At 68.0% G+C, this 15,588-nt stretch carries 14 protein-coding genes; 6 read left to right on the top strand and 8 right to left on the bottom strand.

Annotated elements, in window-relative coordinates; all coding sequences use genetic code 11:
• The first annotated feature begins 8 nt into the window (after positions 1-8).
• Positions 9-845 (top strand): OmpA family protein, encoded by an 837-nt coding sequence (locus Q9Q79_RS12020; protein WP_111196786.1) that lies wholly within the window; start codon positions 9-11, stop codon positions 843-845.
• Positions 846-966: 121 nt separating this feature from the next.
• Complete coding sequence (locus Q9Q79_RS12015) at positions 967-1,257, top strand: hypothetical protein (protein WP_019659952.1); 291 nt, start codon at positions 967-969, stop codon at positions 1,255-1,257.
• An 80-nt stretch (positions 1,258-1,337) separates the two neighbouring features.
• Here the strand turns inward: Q9Q79_RS12015 and Q9Q79_RS12010 are convergent, their stop codons facing one another.
• Positions 1,338-2,165: a class I SAM-dependent methyltransferase gene (locus Q9Q79_RS12010; RefSeq protein ID WP_060381076.1), complete on the bottom strand. Its 828-nt coding sequence runs from the start codon at positions 2,163-2,165 to the stop codon at positions 1,338-1,340.
• Positions 2,166-2,228: 63 nt separating this feature from the next.
• Between Q9Q79_RS12010 and Q9Q79_RS12005 the strand changes: the two genes are divergently transcribed.
• Positions 2,229-2,636, top strand: a complete 408-nt coding sequence (locus tag Q9Q79_RS12005; RefSeq protein ID WP_005413733.1) for a MerR family transcriptional regulator — start codon at positions 2,229-2,231, stop codon at positions 2,634-2,636.
• A gap of 71 nt (positions 2,637-2,707) precedes the next feature.
• On the opposite strand, the gene Q9Q79_RS12000 is transcribed toward Q9Q79_RS12005, so the two are convergent.
• From Q9Q79_RS12000 to Q9Q79_RS11990, 3 genes are all read right to left on the bottom strand, one after another.
• Positions 2,708-3,424: an MgtC/SapB family protein gene (locus Q9Q79_RS12000; RefSeq protein WP_005409984.1), complete on the bottom strand. Its 717-nt coding sequence runs from the start codon at positions 3,422-3,424 to the stop codon at positions 2,708-2,710.
• A 129-nt stretch (positions 3,425-3,553) separates the two neighbouring features.
• Positions 3,554-5,326 (bottom strand): chloride channel protein, encoded by a 1,773-nt coding sequence (locus Q9Q79_RS11995; RefSeq protein ID WP_049430212.1) that lies wholly within the window; start codon positions 5,324-5,326, stop codon positions 3,554-3,556.
• A 62-nt stretch (positions 5,327-5,388) separates the two neighbouring features.
• Positions 5,389-7,470: a TonB-dependent siderophore receptor gene (locus tag Q9Q79_RS11990; RefSeq protein WP_201861949.1), complete on the bottom strand. Its 2,082-nt coding sequence runs from the start codon at positions 7,468-7,470 to the stop codon at positions 5,389-5,391.
• 131 nt (positions 7,471-7,601) lie between these two features.
• On the opposite strand from Q9Q79_RS11990, the gene Q9Q79_RS11985 reads away from it, so the two are divergent.
• The gene (locus Q9Q79_RS11985) at positions 7,602-8,522 is read left to right on the top strand and encodes a M14 family metallocarboxypeptidase (protein WP_005409981.1); all 921 of its coding nucleotides are present in this window, start codon (positions 7,602-7,604) and stop codon (positions 8,520-8,522) included.
• 659 nt (positions 8,523-9,181) lie between these two features.
• Here the strand turns inward: Q9Q79_RS11985 and Q9Q79_RS11980 are convergent.
• Positions 9,182-10,033: a LysR family transcriptional regulator gene (locus Q9Q79_RS11980; RefSeq protein WP_201861951.1), complete on the bottom strand. Its 852-nt coding sequence runs from the start codon at positions 10,031-10,033 to the stop codon at positions 9,182-9,184.
• A 160-nt stretch (positions 10,034-10,193) separates the two neighbouring features.
• Between Q9Q79_RS11980 and Q9Q79_RS11975 the strand changes: the two genes are divergently transcribed.
• On the top strand, positions 10,194-10,547 hold the full coding sequence (locus tag Q9Q79_RS11975; protein WP_201861952.1) for an SMR family transporter: 354 nt from the start codon (positions 10,194-10,196) through the stop codon (positions 10,545-10,547).
• Positions 10,547-10,870 (top strand): SMR family transporter, encoded by a 324-nt coding sequence (locus Q9Q79_RS11970; RefSeq protein WP_005409978.1) that lies wholly within the window; start codon positions 10,547-10,549, stop codon positions 10,868-10,870. The genes Q9Q79_RS11975 and Q9Q79_RS11970 overlap by 1 nt, the downstream gene beginning before the upstream one ends.
• 140 nt (positions 10,871-11,010) lie before the next feature.
• Here Q9Q79_RS11970 and Q9Q79_RS11965 read toward each other — a convergent pair whose 3' ends face one another.
• The 3 genes from Q9Q79_RS11965 to Q9Q79_RS11955 form a co-directional block, all read right to left on the bottom strand.
• Positions 11,011-13,959 (bottom strand): TonB-dependent receptor, encoded by a 2,949-nt coding sequence (locus tag Q9Q79_RS11965; protein WP_201861959.1) that lies wholly within the window; start codon positions 13,957-13,959, stop codon positions 11,011-11,013.
• A gap of 69 nt (positions 13,960-14,028) precedes the next feature.
• Entirely contained in the window at positions 14,029-14,973 is a 945-nt protein-coding gene (locus Q9Q79_RS11960; protein ID WP_201861964.1) for a FecR domain-containing protein, read from the bottom strand.
• Complete coding sequence (locus Q9Q79_RS11955; RefSeq protein WP_111189338.1) at positions 14,970-15,488, bottom strand: sigma-70 family RNA polymerase sigma factor; 519 nt, start codon at positions 15,486-15,488, stop codon at positions 14,970-14,972. The genes Q9Q79_RS11960 and Q9Q79_RS11955 overlap by 4 nt, the downstream gene beginning before the upstream one ends.
• Positions 15,489-15,588 lie beyond the last annotated feature (100 nt).

Here is a 15,588-nt window from a genome sequence, read left to right as displayed (position 1 = left end):
GGAATGACATGAAACAGCATCGCATCGCCCGCACCGGCCAGATGGCCGCAGTGCTGGGCCTGGTCCTGGGGATGGGGCTGCTGGCCGCCTGCCGCAGCCATGCGCCGGCCGCCGACCGTCCTGCCGACACCACCGCCGTGAAGTTCCCGGAGGCGTCGAAGGCTTCGTTGAAGGAGGGCATCTATCCCGACGTCGCCGACCTGCGCAGATTCGCGCCGGGCATGAGCAAGCGGCAGCTGTATACCTTGCTGGGCACGCCGCACTTCAACGAAGGCATGTGGGGCGTGCGCGAGTGGAACTACCTGTTCAACTTCCGCACCGCGCAGGGCGCGGAGTATTTCACCTGCCAGTTCCAGGTGCGCTTCGACAGCAAGGGCATCGCCCAGGGGGGCTACTGGAAGCCGGAATCGTGCGCGGCGGTGATCGAACCGCCACGGCCACCGGCGCCGCCTGCACCGGCACCGCTGCCGGAGCAACCCCTGCGGCTGTCGGCCGACGCGCTGTTCGGATTCGACAGCGCGGTACTCAGCGCCGAAGGCCAGCAGGCGGTGCAGGGCATCCTGGCGCAGGTGCGCGAGGCTGCGCAGGTGCAGTCGATCCGGGTGACCGGGTACACCGACCGTATCGGCAGTGCCAGCTACAACCAGACCCTGTCGCAGCGACGTGCCGAGGCCGTACGCAGCGCGCTGGTGCAGGGCGGGGTGCCTGCGGCCAGCATCAGCGCCGAAGGGCGGGGCGCAGCCGAGCCGATCGTGCAGTGCGAGCAGCGCAATCGGCGCGAGCTGATCGCCTGCCTGGCGCCGAACCGTCGCGTGCAGATCGCTGGGATCGCCCAACCGCGCTGAGAGTCCCGCACCGGGGCCATGCCCCGGTATCCCGAGTCCCCCCTGACCGTCGGCAGGACGTGGTTACGTCTCCCCCGTTGACCACGCCTGCCGGCGGCTCAGGTTTCCCATGGTGCACGCGATGAACGCTCAATTCCTGCCTCTTTCCATGAAGACGGAAACCACACTCAGCGTGTACGGCCAGCTCGGCAACCATGCCGTGGTACGCATTCCCGGGCGGCGCCTGCCGGGGCTGATCCTGCAGGCAGACACCGTGGCCGGGTTCCTGGCCCAGCTGCAGGAAGCCCAGGCCTGCCTGCGCAGTGGCCGCGCACAGCGTACCGACGCCGAGCTGGACATGCTGATCGACGTGCTGCAGCAGTGGTATGCGCTGATCGAATCGCGCCTGGCCGACGCGGGCGAGGCGCTGTAGGGAAAAAGGGGACGGAGGGGATTAAGTCGTTTCCGGCACACTCGGGGCAAGAGCGACTTAATCCCCTCCGTCCCCTTTTCCTAGGCGCGGGCGCGGACCAGCCAGCAGGCGGCATCCACGCGTACGCGGTCGCCTTCGATGAACGGGGTGAATGTCGCTACCGCCTTGTTCCGGAGCGAGGTGGCCCGGTCTTCGGGCAGATTGCGCAGCGCCAGGCCCAACGGGCCCAGCTGGCCGACATAGGTCGGCAGTTCTTCGCGGGCGAGCGAGCAGGGCAGGTCGACCGCAACAACCTCCACGTCATTCCAGCCGGCGGCCTGCAGCAAGTGCTGCACACGCTCGCCATCGGCAAAGGCGAACTGGCCCGGTGCGCCGGGCGCGCGTGGGGGTAGATCGAGTTCATCGCCAATGGCGCGCTCGGCCGTTGTCATGAACGGGTTCTCCGCTGCGCTGCGCCAGGCGATGAAACGCAGGCCGGCACCCGGTCGCGCGGCACGGTGCAGGTTGGCGAAGGCGGCCTGGCTGTCTTCGAAGAACATCACACCCAGCCGCGATTGGATCCAGTCGAAGTGCGCGGTGGGCAGCGGATGCTGCTGTGCGTCGGCGACGATGAAGTCTGCGTCCAGTCCTGCCGCCTCGGCGCGTTGACGGGCCAGCGCCAGCATCGGCGCGGAGATGTCCAGGCCGGTGCAGTGCGCCGACGGGCGTGCGGCGGCTGAGGCCAGCAGGCTGGCACCGGTCCCGCAGCCTACATCCAGCAGTTGCGTGACGGTGTCGGGCAGTTCGTCGACCAGCAGGTCGGCCAGGGGTTGGAACAGGCCGTCGAGGATGGCCTGCTGCGCAACCCAGATCTGACCGCCGGGGCCGTTCCACAGCGCGTTCTGATCAACGGGGGATGTACTGGTCATGGTCTTGCCTTGCGGGGAAGTCGCCCATAGGTTGGCGCTTGAAGGTCACTTGAGGTCAAGCCCGTGCGTGAACTGGATATCGGCGAGGTGGTCAAGCGCAGTGGCGTGCCGGCCTCGACCCTGCGCTACTACGAACAGCTTGGGCTGCTGCAGGCACTGGGCCGTCGCGGCCTGCGCCGGCAGTACGACGAGCGCGTGCTGGAACGGCTGGCGCTGATCGGTCTTGGCCAGGCGGCCGGGTTGTCGCTGCAGCAGATCGGGTTGTCGCTGCCGCCGCAGGATGGATGTATCTCGCTGGACCGTGAGGCGCTGCTGGCACAGGCCGATGTGCTGCAGCGGCAGATCACCCAGTTGCAGCGGGTGCGCCGGCACCTGCAGCGCGCGGCGGCCTGCCCGGAAGCGCAGGACGCGCGGCAGTGCGGTTCATTCCGCAAGCTGCTGCGCGCACAGCAGCGCATGGCGGGTGGGTGAGAGAAGCATCCACGCATGGCGTGGATCTACTTCACCACGACCTCGGTAGATCCACGCCATGCGTGGATGAATCAATCGCGGGTGCTGACTTCCCAGGTGGCGTGCAGCACGCCCGGCACGTGTTCCATCCGCGCCAGCACCACATCCAGCTCATCGGCACTCACGGCGGTACTGACCAGCACCGCGATCACATCGGTGGGTGCATCGGCATGCTCGACCACCTGCACGTCGCCGACCGGATACTGCGCAGCCTCCAGCGCATCGACGAGGCGCTCGCGCACCCGCGGCACGGCTTCGGCATCCACGCTCAGGCGCACTTCGTAGGTCGCTTCGGTGGCGGCCTCGTTGATCGGGATACGGTTGATCGCATTCACCAGCGGCCGCAGCAGGGTGTTGCCGGCGATGATCAGCACGGTCAGCAGCACGCCTTCGGCCAGCATGTCCGCGCCGGTGCAGCTGCCCACCGCCGCCGAGCACCACAGGGTGGCGGCGGTGTTCAGGCCGCGTACGTTCATGCCTTCCTTCATGATCACGCCGGCACCTAGGAAGCCGACGCCGGAGACCACGTAGGAGATCACCCGCACCGCCTCGGCGCTGCCGGCGATGCGCATGCCCAGGTCGACGAAGGCGGCGGCGCCGACGGCGACCAGCACGTTGGTGCGCAGGCCGGCGGTGCGTTGCCGGTACTGGCGCTCGGCGCCGATCAGCGTGCCCAGCACGAAGGCGGCCAGCAGGCTCACCACGGTGTCGGCGAAGGGACCGGCCTGGAAGGTCTCAATGAAGCGCATGGCCGGAGTCTACCCGGTCGAAGTGACAGTAGAGCCACGCCATGCGTGGATTTCCAGCGATCCACGCCACGCGTGGCTAGTCAGCGTGCCAGAAACGACTTAATCCCCTCCGTCCCCCTTTTTGCGGGATCAGTCGGTGTCCTCGACGCGCTCGCCCATCAGTTCGCGCTGGCGCTTGTCCAGTTCCTCGGCGTAGCGCTTGCGTACGAAGGCTTCAGAGACCACGCCCAGCACCTGGCCGTCGGCGGCGACCACGGCCAGTTCGTCGGCCTGGGTCTGGTCGAAGCGCTGCATCACGCTGACCACGTCCGCCGCTGGCGGCAGCGACACATCACGGTTCTCGGCCAGCTCGCCGATTGTGGTTTCCGGCTTCACGCCGTCGCCGTAGACGCGCGGAATCTGCACGATGCCGGCGTAGTGGCCTTCGCTGTCGATCAGGATCACCCGGCTGCCCGAACCCAGCGGGAAGCGCTGGCGGAACGCGGCGGCATCGAGATCGGCCGGCGCGGTGGCCACGCCCTTGCGCATCAGCCGGCCGGCGTTGAGGTTCTGCACCCAGCCGACGTCGCGGGCGCTCTTGATGGTCTCGCCGCGCAGGTGCATGCGCCAGGTCGAGAACGAGTAGCCGAACCACTGCCGTACCAGCGTGCTGGACACCAGCACCGCGCTCATCACCACGCTGGTCAGCAGGAAGTCGTGGGTGCCTTCCAGCACCAGCATGGCCATGGTCATGGGCGCGCCGACCACCGCCGCGGCCAACGCTGCCATGCCGGCCAGCGCGGCGGACGTGGCGTCGACCACCGGCACGCCGGTGGCCATCGCCAGCAGGCCGGCGAACAGGGCGCCGACCAGGGTGCCCATGAACAGCGAGGCGAAGAACAGGCCGCCACGGAAACCAAACCCGAGAGAGATGCCGGAGGCCAGGCACTTCAGGGTCAGCAGGCCGCCGATCCAGATCAACGGCAGGTGGGTAGTCAGGTCCAGGTGCAGCGCGCCATGGCCGGACGAGAGCACCTGCGGGCTGGCCAGGGCCAGCGGGATCAGCAGCAGGCCGCCCACCACCGGGCGACCCCACAGCGGCAATGGACTGCGCTTGACCGTGCCTTCGATCGAAGCGATCAGGCGCATGATGACAATGCCGACCATCGCGCAGCAGCAGCCGAGCAGGCCGTAGATGGCGTAGTCGGCGGCACGCACGTCGATGGTAGAGGCAGCGGGCAGCAGGTAGGCCTCGATGCCAGCCTGGTCGGCCACGAACGCACCGGCCAGCGCGGCGACGGCCACCGGTGCCAGTGCGGCCGGGGTGTAGGCGCCAATGACGATTTCGAAGGCATAGAACGCACCAGCCAATGGCGCACCGAAGGCGGCGGCGATGGCACCGGCGGCACCGGCACCGACCAGGATGCGCACGTCGTTGCGACGCAGGCGCATCACCCGGCCCAGCTGCGAGCCGCTGCCGGCACCCATCTGCGTATACGAAGCCTCCAACCCGACCGAGGCGCCGCAGCCATTGGACAGCAGGGTCTGGGTCAGCACGATCAGATTGTCGCGCATCGACATGCGGCCGCCATGCAGGGCATTGGCTTCCACCGCATCGAGCAGGGGGCGCTTAAGCCGCGTCGCCGCCAGGCTGACCAGGCCGACCAGCAGGCCGCCCAGTGGCAGCACCAGCAGCGCGGTCCAGGTCAGCGAGGGCAGGGAGCTCAGGCGCATGCCTTCGTCCAGCCCATACAGCGTGCCCTGCAACCAGCGCGCGATGCCCGACTGCAGCAGGGTCAGGTAGCCGGCGATCAGGCCGACCAGCAGCGCCAGTGCGATGAACCACAGATCACTGCCACGCAGTCGCAGGCGCAGGCCCTGGAAGGCCAGATGCAGGCGCGATGGCAAAGCAGACGGTGACATGGTGGCGGCATGATACGCTGCCACCGTGATCGCCACCGTCACTGCATCGGGCGATTACCGCTTCAGAAGCGGTAGTGGCCCTGCACGTAGAAGGTACGCGGCGCGGCCACCATGCGGCCGGCGTTGCCATCGACATTGCGGGTGTGCCAGCGCTTGTCGGCCAGGTTGTTCACGCCCAGTGCGATCTCGCTGTCACCCAGTCCCGGCACCTGCCAGGCCACCTGCGCGTTCCACAGGCGAACACCCGGCACGCGGCCCACGCGCGCATCGGCGCTCTCGGCCCAGGTGTTGGCGGCGTCGGCGTACTGGCCGCTCTGGTGGGTGCTGGAGACATTGAAGGTCCAGCCGGCCAGTGCGTAGCGGGCGCCGACGCTGTCGGTGTCGCGCGCGTAGAAGGGCACGTCCAGGCCACGGTTGTCGCCGGACTGCTGGATCGCCTTGGTCCAGGTGTAGTTGGCGTACAGCTCCAGCCCGGCCAGCGCGCTGTCCTCGGCGAAGCGGTATTCCAGTGCGCTCTCCACACCCTTGTGATCGGTGGCGCCGATGTTCTGGAAAGTCGGCGGAGTGATCCCCGGCACCTGCAGGATCTGGTTGTCGAAGCGCATCTTGAACACGGTTACTTCCGCGCGCAGTGCACCGTCCTGCCAGCGCGCACCGAGTTCGGTGGTCTTGGCGATTTCCGGGTTCAGCGGATTGCTGGCGGTCTGCGAATTCAGCTGGATGTTCTGCACCGGCCCGAACGAGGTGGTGTAGTTGCCGAACACGGTCAGCTGCGGGGTCAGCAGGTAGGCGATGTTGAGCGAGGGCAGAGCCTTGTCGTTGCGGCTGCTGAAGGTCGCCGTGCCACCGGCCTGGCGGCGGTCCATGTCGATCCATTCCATGCGCACGCCCGGGGTGATCCGCCACTGGCCGATCGCAATGCGGTCGTCGATGTAGAACGCGTGGGCGTCGGTGGCGTTGTCGAAGCGGTTGGTGGCACTGGCCACGCCGGTGCGGCGGGTGACGGTGTAGCTGCGGTCGTTGCCACGTTCGCGCAGAAAGCGGTAGCCGGCGGTGATGTCGTGCACGCTGGCGCCCCAGTGCAGGCGCTGGGTGTAGCGGGGCTCGATGCCGAGCACGCGGTAGTCACGCGGCTGCACGGTCAGCTGGGTGTTGGCGGCGTTGATCAGCGAGCTGGCGCGGCTGCTTTCGTTGTAATAGGCCAGCACCTCGAACTCGCTGTTGGCCGACAGCGTATTGGTGTAGCCCAGGTCGATGCCGGTGCGGTGGCCCTTCCAGAAATCGGTGGGGCGGGTGTTCTGGAACGGATCGGCCTCGTACTGGGCGCGGGTCAGGCCGCCCGGGGTCAGCGAACGCACATCGTAGTAGGACAGTTTGGCGCGCAGTTCCTGCTGTTCGTCGATGGCATAGGCGAACTTCAGCGCGAGGTCGTTGAAGCGGTCATCGCTGCCCTGGCGCCAGCCGCGCCCGTCCTGGCCCGAGTAGAGCAGCGCCGCGCCCAGACCGTTGCCGCCGGTGCCGCCGAGGAAGGCGTTGTACTGGGTGCTGTCACCGCCGCCATGGTCGTAGGCGGTGTAGCGCACACCCGCTTCGCCGTGCAGGCCCGCGCCGGTCGGAATGGCGCGGGTGCTGAAGTTGATGATGCCGCCCACGTTCTGTGGGCCGTAGCGCACCGCGCCGCCGCCGCGCACCACGTCGATCGATTCGATGTTGGACAGGCTGGTCGGTGCGAACGACAGCTGTGGCTGGCCATACGGCGCCACCGCCAGCGGCACGCCGTCCAGCAGTACGGTCGAGCGTGGCGAGTAGCGCCCGGTCAGGCCGCGCACGCCGATGTTCAGCGAGACCGAGCTGCCGGCCGTGCCGGAGTTGTCGGTGACCTGCACGCCGGGGATGCGGCGCATGGCATCGCCGATGCTGGCTGCGCCACTGGCCTCGATGCGCTGGCGGTCGACCACCGTGCGCGCGCCGGCGAAGCTCTTGACGCTGTCATGCAGGCCGGTGCCCAGCCAGCTGCCGGAAACCTGGATGCTGTCCAGCGTGGTGGCGCCGTCCTGGGCGAAGGCACGGGTGGCCGGGAGCAGGCACAGGGCGAGGGCGGCAGCCAGGGGCAGGCGGGCCGGTTGCAGGGCGTGGATGGGCATCGGTGCGGGTTGTGGAAGGTCGTAAATGAGAATTATTGCTGATTCCATTCGCTATTGGAATGCGCCTCCGGTTCATGCCGATGTCCCGGTGGTAGAGTGGGTGATTGCTTCCTGACCCGCTGAGATCCGCCATGTCCCAAGCTGCTTTCTACCCCGTCGGAACCCCTGGCCAGCCGTGGGGAGCGGCGGAGCGGGAGGCGTGGCGTGGCCGCCAGCAGCGCCTGCGTCGCTATGACGAAGAGGTGCTGCCGCGCATCGAGGCGTTGGCTTCGCGCTTTGACAAGGTGGCCTACGGCCAGCTCGACTACGCGGGCGAGACCTACACCTTGTTCGCCCTGCGCAGCCGCGACTGGAACCCGGCGCTGCCGGCTGCCCTGGTCACCGGTGGCGTGCACGGCTATGAGACCAGCGGCGTGATGGGCGCGCTGGAGTTCCTCGAAAAGCACGCCGCCGACTATGCCGGCAAGGCCAACCTGCTGGTGACGCCGTGCGTGAATCCGTGGGGCTTCGAGCGCATCAACCGCTGGAACTTCGATGCGATCGACCCGAACCGCAACTTCCGCGCCGACGGCCCGGCCCGCGAATCGACCGCCGTCATCGAACTGATCGCGCCGTACAAGGGCCAGTTCGTGCTGCACATCGACCTGCACGAAACCACCGACAGCGACGAGAGCGAGTTCCGCCCGGCGCTGGCCGCGCGTGACGGCAAGCCGTTCGAGCCGGGCCTGATTCCCGATGGGTTCTACCTGGTGGACGACAGCGAGAACCCACAACCGGCCTTCCAGCAGGCCGTCATCGCCGCGGTGGAGAAGGTCACCCACATCGCGCCGGCCGACGACAAGGGCGAGATCATCGGTTCGCCGGTGGTGGCCCATGGCGTGATCGAGTACCCGCTGGTGAAGCTGGGCCTGTGCGCCGGCATTACCGGCGCCAAGTACACCACCACCACCGAGGTCTACCCGGACAGCCCGCGGGCAACCCCGCAGCAGTGCAACGACGCGCAGGTGGCGGCGGTGTGCTCGGCGCTGGATTACGCGCTCGCCCATCGTTGATCGGTAGTGCCGGCCGCTGGTCGGCAACCACGGGACACTGGGATTGCCGGCCAGCGGCCGGCACTACCTCATCCAAGCGCGTCGGCCCACCACAGTGCGGCCGGTCCCGGCGGGGTGTCGCGACGCCGCAGCAGTGCAACGACGCGCAGGTGGCGGCGGTGTGCTCGGCGCTGGATTACGCGCTCGCCCATCGTTGATCGGCAGTGCCGGCCGCTGGCCGGCAACCACGGGACACTGGGATTGCCGGCCAGCGGCCGGCACTACCTCATCCAAGCGCTTTGGCCCACCATAGTGCGGCCGGTCCCGGCGGGGTGTCGCGACGCCACAGCAGTGCAACGACGCGCAGGTGGCGGCGGTGTGCTCGGCGCTGGATTACGCGCTCGCCCATCATTGATCGGTAGTGCCGGCCGCTGGCCGGCAACCACGGGACACTGGGATTGCCGGCCAGCGGCCGGCACTACCTCATCCCAGTGCGTCGGCCCACCACAGTGCGGCCGGTCCCGGCGGGGTGTCGCGACGCCGCAGCAGTGCAACGACGCGCAGGTGGCGGCGGTGTGCTCGGCGCTGGATTACGCGCTCGCCCATCGTTGATCGGTAGTGCCGGCCGCTGGCCGGCAACCACGGGACACTGGGATTGCCGGCCAGCGGCCGGCACTACCTCATCCAAGCGCGTCGGCCCACCATAGTGCGGCCGGTCCGGGAGGCGTGTCGCGGCGCCACAGCAGGTCGCTGTGGATGCGCCGCGGCCACCCGGGCAGGGTCAGTTCCACCAGTTGCCCGCGGTCGTAGCGTTGCACCAGCGCGCGGGGCAGCTCGGCCCAGCCGATGCCGTCCTCGGCCATCTCCATCACCATCAGGTAGTCGGTGGCGGTCCAGGCCAGGCCCGTGACCACGCGGGAATGATCGACCTCCGCGCTCAGGCGCACCTGCCGATGCCGCGCCAGTTGTGCGGCGGCGCGACGCCCGGCGCTGGCCAGCGGATGGTCGCGCGCCACGTATACCGACAGTTCGCTGTGATGCGCCAGCGGCCGTGCCACCAGCCCATCCGGATAGTGCTCCTGCCGTGGCAGCAGGCCGAGCGCGGCGCGTCCGTTGCTCACCAGTTCCAGCACGTCCTCGCCCTCGGCATCCAGCCATTCGAGTTCGATCTCCGGGAACGCCTCGGAGAAGCGCTGCAGGATCCGCTGTTCGGGATCAAGCTGGTAGACATCGGAAAACACCACGGTCAGGCGCGGCTCGACCGGCGCCGCCAAGCGCACGCTCAACTGCTGCAGGCGGGCATCGGCGGCCAGGATCTCCTGCGCGTGGCCCAGCACCTGGCGCCCGGCCTCGGTCAGCTGCGGGTAGCGCCCGCTGCGATCGAACAGGCTCACGCCCAGGTCGGTTTCCAGGTGGGCAATGGCGGTACTGACCGTCGACTGGGTCTTGCGCAGCCGTCGCGCGGCGGCCGAGAACGAGCCCAGCGCCGCGGCTTCCACGAAGGCCTGCAGGGATTCAGGGGAGTAGGGCATATATCCATCGCTCCTGTCGATGGAATCCATTTTGTTTCCACCGTAAAAGGCGATGATACTGGGCGCCGTCGCCCCTGTCTGCGGGGCGTTCCGGACCCTCCACGCTCGGCGTGGATCCATTGATGAGGCGGCGTGGTCCCCGCCCTGCAAGGAGCTTCACATGTCCCGTACTGTTCCCGCCCGTGGCGCGCTGGTCGCCTGGGCCTGCCTGACCGTGGCGATCGTCGCCGAAGTGGTCGGCACCTCGTTCATGGCCCATGCCGCCCGCGATGGCGGCTGGACCGGCTATCTGGTCATGGCCGGCGCGCTGGCGCTGTCCTACTTCTTCCTGGCGCAGTCGGTGCGCCGCATCGCGGTGGGCGTGGCCTACGCGGTATGGGAAGGCCTGGGCCTGACCCTGCTGACCGTGGTCGGCCTCACCGTCTTCGGTGAAAGCCTGTCGCTGCAGCAGCTGGCCGGCCTGGTGCTGGCGCTGGTCGGCATCGTCTGCGTCACTCTCGGGGAGGCGCACTGATGAATACCCTGGCCCTGTTTTTCGTGATCTGTTCGGCGCTGATCGACGTCGCCGCCAACATGATGGTGGCCAAGTCGGAGGGCTTCCGCCGCTGGCGCTGGGGCGTTGGAGCCATCGTCATGGTCTGGATCGCCTTTGCCCTGCTGGGCCAGGCCGTGCGTTACATGGACCTGGCCACCGCCTATGCAATGTGGGGGGCGATCGGCGTGATCGGTACCGCCACCTGCGGCCGCCTGCTGTTCGGCAATCGCCTGCGTCCGATCGGTTGGGTCGGCATCGCATTGGTGACCGTCGCGGTGCTGCTGCTGAGTACCGCGAAGTAGCGCGTCGCCGTGCCAACCAAGGTTGGCATCTACCGGTGCGGAAGCGCTGTGCCAACCAAGGTTGGCGCCTGCCAGAGCGTGAGCCGCCGCAGGCAAGCGCCCCGAAGGATCTCTCCGGGGCGTTGCTGTTTCTGCAGCAGTTAGAACCGTGCGGTGAAGTTCAGCCGCGTGGTGCGGCCCGGGCCCGGCATCAGGCTCATCGCCAGCGTGTCCATGTAATAGGTGTTGCGCAGGTTGCTGACCACCAGTTCCACTTCGGCCTTCGGGGTGAACTGCCAGCGCGCATAGAAGTCATAGATCGCGGTCGGCAGGTAGATGTTCTGCAGGCCGGTCGAGCCGGTGGTGTTCCAGGGCTTGTCCAGTTCATGGGTGGGGCCGCTGTTGTAGGTGCGGCGGATGCCGGTATCCAATCGCTTGTCGAACAGGCAGACGCCCAGCGTGCTGTGGATCGAGTACTTCGGCGGGTTCTGCGCGTTGACGAACGAGGTGCCGAAGCCGCCGTCCACGCAGTCCGGTGTGGTGTCCAGCTTGCTCCACTTCGCATACGGGTCTTCGCGCAGGCGTTTGGCAGTGGCCGCATCGCAGGTGCGCGCGCGCTGGTAATAGCTGGCCGACAGGTCCAGGTAGGCAATGCCGGCGTCATAACCGGACTGCAGCTCGTAGCCAGACACCGTGTAGTTGTCGACGTTGTCGACATGGAAGGCCCAGTTGCTGGAATCAAAGCGGCGGGTGATGGCGTTGTCGATATCGTTCTTGAACCAGGCGACCTTGAATGCCAGGCGATCACCGTCACGCCACAGGTCCTGCTTGAGCAGGCTGAAGCCGATGTCCCAGGAACGGTTCTTCTCCGGCTTCAGGTCGGCCACCGGGGCCGAGGTGCTGTTGCCCAGCGTTGATTCGAACAGGCTGGGCATCTTCCAGCCTTGCGCGTACTTCACGTAGAAGAACATGTCCGCGTCGAGGTTGAAGCGGGCTTCGGCATACGGCGCGAAGCCGTGGCCGGAGCGGCGGATCGCCGGCTTGTAGCCCCAGGCGGTGGGAATCTGCTTGGTATGGAAGCCGTTGGCACCGCGCGGGTCACGGATGAAGCCGTCGAAATCGTAGGTCTGGCCCAGCGTGCTGTCGCCATAGGGCGTGGCGCGCAGCGAGTCATACGTGTAGTTGCCCTGTGCATCCGGGTACCACTCCTTGTACCAGCCCGGCAGCAGCTGGCCACCCTTGCTCAGGCGCGCGAAGGTGTAGCGCAGGTCGCGCGATTCACTGACGAAGGCCACGCGGTTGCGGTCGCGGGTGCGGTAGTCGATGAAGCGGCCGCCGGCCGTCAGCGACAGCCAGTCCCACGGCTGCCATTGCAACGACGCCACCACGCTGGCCTCGCGGCGCGTGCCCGATCGCAGGTAACGGTTGTTGTTGTAGTCCACCGGCAGTACCGGCGAGTTGGGTGCGGTGTCTTCATGCTGGAAGGACGCGCCATAGCGCAGCGTCCAGTCGCCCAGATCATTGCTGAAACGCGTGGTGTTGCTGCTGTCCAGGCCCCAACGCCGGGTCTTCACGTCCGACTGCAGCCCAGGGCCGTAGGTCTCGCCCAGCGTGTCGGGCATCTGGTCGTTGGGCACGTCCTTGAACAGCGGCGTATTGGCGATATTGCTGTTGAACATGCGGCTGGTGGCCGTGGTGAACCACAGCGTGCTGCTCAGGTCCAGCCACGGGTGCGCCTCGGGGCGGTAGCGATGGCGCAGCGAAGTGGCGTTGACCCGCATCTTCCCGGGCTCGAACTGGAACATGGTGTTGGCCTTGTCCACGTAGGTCACCCATTCGTTGGACTCACCCACGCGGCCGATCGCCGACGGCATGATTTCGCCGAAGCTGGAGTTGAAGAAGCGGTGGCTCAGCTCCAGGCGCTGGTCCGGGTTGGGCGTCCAGGTGAACTTCAGCAACGCCGATTCGTTGTCGGTGTGCGTGTTCAGGACTTCATCGCCCGGGTGGTACAGCTTGGAAACGGCTTGGCTGGACATGCCGGTACCGCCGCTGGACAGGTGCTGGTCGTCGTAGCGGTGGGCGCCGTTGCTGCCGGCGAAGTAGTTGCCCTGGCGGCGCCGTGCGTAGGCTGCGACAAGCTGCCAGTCTTCGCCGCGCTGGGCGAAGGCGACGCTGCCGTTCCAGTCGCGCGGGTCGCGCAGGCTGTTGCGGTTGTCGCTGCCGCGCGCGGTCTGCTTGAAGGTGCGGGTGCGGTCGATGCTGTTGTCGGCCACGCCGCCGCGCACGCGCAGTCCCCAGGCCTGGCCGTCATCGAGTATGTCCTCGGCCTTCAGCGTTTCCATGTAGACCACGCCACCGATCGCGCTGGCGGCATTGGCGGCCAGGCTCGGTCCCTTTTCGATGCTGATCGCGCTGATCAGGTCCGGGTCCAGGTAGCTGCGCTGCTGCACGCCGGCATAGCCGCGATAGACATCGATGGCCTGTTGGCCACCATCAATGATCACCGGCACCCGGTTCTGGCCCTGCAGGCCGCGGATGTTGACGTCCAGCGCACCACCATTGCGTACGTCTCCGGTGTGCACGCCGACTGCGCCGGCCAGCACATCGCCGATCGACTGGCCGCGGAAGCGTTCCAGCTGCTGGTGGTCCAGATGCACGCGCGAGCCGCTGTCGCGATAGACGGCGGCGGCATCGGCCAGCCCCCACGGCGAAGCGCCTTCGCTGGCCTGGCCGGTCACACGCAGCGTGCCGATCTGGCGTACGCCGGCGTCGGTGGCCGGGGCGGCCTGCAGCACCACGCCGCTGGCATCACGCTGGAACGAAAGGCCGGTGCCGGTGAGCAGCTGTGCCAGCGCGGCCTCGGTGTTGAGCGAGGCCTGCACGCCACCGCTGTGCCGGCCGCGGGTCAGGCGCGCATCGGCAGCGATGGACAGGCCGGACTGCTGACCGAACGCGGTCAAGGCCTGGTCGAGCGGACCGGCCGGGATCTGCCAGCGAACGGCGGCGGCAGCATCCTGTGCGTGGGCGGCGGCCGGCAACAGGCACGGCGTGGCCAGGGCCAGGCACAGCGCGATGGCAAGCGGGCGAGGGGAAGGGCAGGGTAGTTTCATGGGGGCGGCGACATCCGCAATGGGTTCCCTTGTAGTGCCCGCCGAGCGCGCAGAAAGGGAACCGCGATTTCAACGCGGACGCACAACGGTCCACCATGGCCAGCGCTGCTCGATGCGGATCGGCAGGGCGCGCGCCAGCAGTTTCAGGGCCTGCAGGCTGTCCAGGCGCGGCAATACTGCGGTGACATTCAATGCGGACAGTGCCGGATCACAGCCCAGATAGCCCCGATGGTGACGGGCCAGTTCGTCGATCACCCGGATCAGTTGCGTGTCCTGCACCTGCAGGCGTCCGTCCTGCCAGTCGCCGCGCAGAGGATCGGCAGCGACCGTTGTGAGTCCCCCCATCGGTCCGATCTGCAGCGCACTTCCCGCAGGCACATCCAGCGCCGCGCCGAACGTCGGCAGGCACCGCACCACGCCCTCGAACACGTCCAACCGGCTGTGCTGGGCTTCGCGGCCGACCGCGAAGCGGGTGCCGATCGGCTGCAGGCGCGCGCCGGGTACATGCACGGTCAGGGGCAACCCGGTGAATGCTGGGTGGTGGCCGGTCTGCAGCAGCAGTTCGCCGCGCAGCAGATGCAGGGCGCGGTTGCCGTTGCCGATGTCGACGGTCACTTCGCTGCCGGCGTTGAGCCACAACCGGCTGCCATCGGCCAGCGTCCAATGACCGGTGCGCCCGGCAGCGGTGCGTTGCGTCTGCAGGTGGCGCTGCGCCTGCAGCCCGTGCAGGCCGAGAAGCGAGACCGCACCGATGCCGAGGGCGCCACCGAGACTGCGAAGCGCGCGGCGGCGGCGATGGCCGGCGGCATCGAGCGCCGTTGCTGCCGCCGGTGCCGACAGCGGGGCAAACGACTGCCAGATCGCCTCGACCCGGCGCCAGGCGTCGGCGTGACCGGCGTCGGCCTGCAGCCACGCACGCCAGTGTTGCTGGTCGTCGTCGCTCCAGCCCTGTTGGCGCAGCGCGAACCACTCTGCCGCCTGCTCCAGCGCCGGGCCGGCCACTGCCGCGCTCATGCCGCCGCGTCGCCGGAGAGGCGCAGGCAATGCAGCATCGCCTGCGCCATGTACTTCTTGACCATGCGCTCGGACACGCCCAGCTGTCGGCCGATCTCCGCATAGCCCAGTCCGGAAAGCCGGGCCAGCAGGAAGGCACGCCGTGGCCGCTCGGCCAGGCCGGACAGCATGTCAGCAATGGCATGCAGTAGCTGCAGCGCCTGTGTGCGCTCCTCCGCAGAGGGATGCACCGGCTCCGGTTGTGCGGCCAGCGCGGTCAGATAGGCGCGTTCCAGGTCCGCGCGCTGCCAGTGATTGACCAGCAGCGCGTGCGCGATGGTGCTGAGATAGGCGCGCGGCAGGCGCAGTTCGGATGGATCGACGCGACGGCTGAGCAGGCGCAGGAAGGTGTCCTGGGTCAGGTCGGCGGCGCAGTCGGCGTTGTGGGTGCGGCGGCGCAGCCAGCCCAGCAGCCAGCCATGGTGTTCGCGGTAGAACCCCGCCAGCGCGGTGCTGGAGGCGGCGGGCACGGCCATCGGCATGGGTCATTAATGAGAATGATTCCCATTATAAGGTGATCGGGCGGCGCACGACAAATCCTGCGCATGCCGCAGCAGGAGAGATCGCCGGATTTGC

Source organism: Stenotrophomonas sp. a6, assembly GCF_030913325.1.
GTDB classification, from domain to species: Bacteria; Pseudomonadota; Gammaproteobacteria; order Xanthomonadales; family Xanthomonadaceae; genus Stenotrophomonas; species Stenotrophomonas maltophilia.
Note: the sequence above shows the minus strand (reverse complement) of the source record. Positions and strands in the feature narration are given on the sequence as shown.

Coding starts and splice junctions, on each gene's coding strand:
- Q9Q79_RS11970 (WP_005409978.1), top strand. CDS start 10,547: ATGAATACCCTGGCCCTGTTTTTCGTGATCTGTTCGGCGCTGATCGAC.
- Q9Q79_RS11965 (WP_201861959.1), bottom strand. CDS start 13,959: ATGAAACTACCCTGCCCTTCCCCTCGCCCGCTTGCCATCGCGCTGTGC.
- Q9Q79_RS11960 (WP_201861964.1), bottom strand. CDS start 14,973: ATGAGCGCGGCAGTGGCCGGCCCGGCGCTGGAGCAGGCGGCAGAGTGG.
- Q9Q79_RS12000 (WP_005409984.1), bottom strand. CDS start 3,424: ATGCGCTTCATTGAGACCTTCCAGGCCGGTCCCTTCGCCGACACCGTG.
- Q9Q79_RS11990 (WP_201861949.1), bottom strand. CDS start 7,470: ATGCCCATCCACGCCCTGCAACCGGCCCGCCTGCCCCTGGCTGCCGCC.
- Q9Q79_RS12020 (WP_111196786.1), top strand. CDS start 9: ATGAAACAGCATCGCATCGCCCGCACCGGCCAGATGGCCGCAGTGCTG.
- Q9Q79_RS11980 (WP_201861951.1), bottom strand. CDS start 10,033: ATGCCCTACTCCCCTGAATCCCTGCAGGCCTTCGTGGAAGCCGCGGCG.
- Q9Q79_RS11985 (WP_005409981.1), top strand. CDS start 7,602: ATGTCCCAAGCTGCTTTCTACCCCGTCGGAACCCCTGGCCAGCCGTGG.
- Q9Q79_RS12010 (WP_060381076.1), bottom strand. CDS start 2,165: ATGACCAGTACATCCCCCGTTGATCAGAACGCGCTGTGGAACGGCCCC.
- Q9Q79_RS11995 (WP_049430212.1), bottom strand. CDS start 5,326: ATGTCACCGTCTGCTTTGCCATCGCGCCTGCATCTGGCCTTCCAGGGC.
- Q9Q79_RS12015 (WP_019659952.1), top strand. CDS start 967: ATGAACGCTCAATTCCTGCCTCTTTCCATGAAGACGGAAACCACACTC.
- Q9Q79_RS11955 (WP_111189338.1), bottom strand. CDS start 15,488: ATGGCCGTGCCCGCCGCCTCCAGCACCGCGCTGGCGGGGTTCTACCGC.
- Q9Q79_RS11975 (WP_201861952.1), top strand. CDS start 10,194: ATGTCCCGTACTGTTCCCGCCCGTGGCGCGCTGGTCGCCTGGGCCTGC.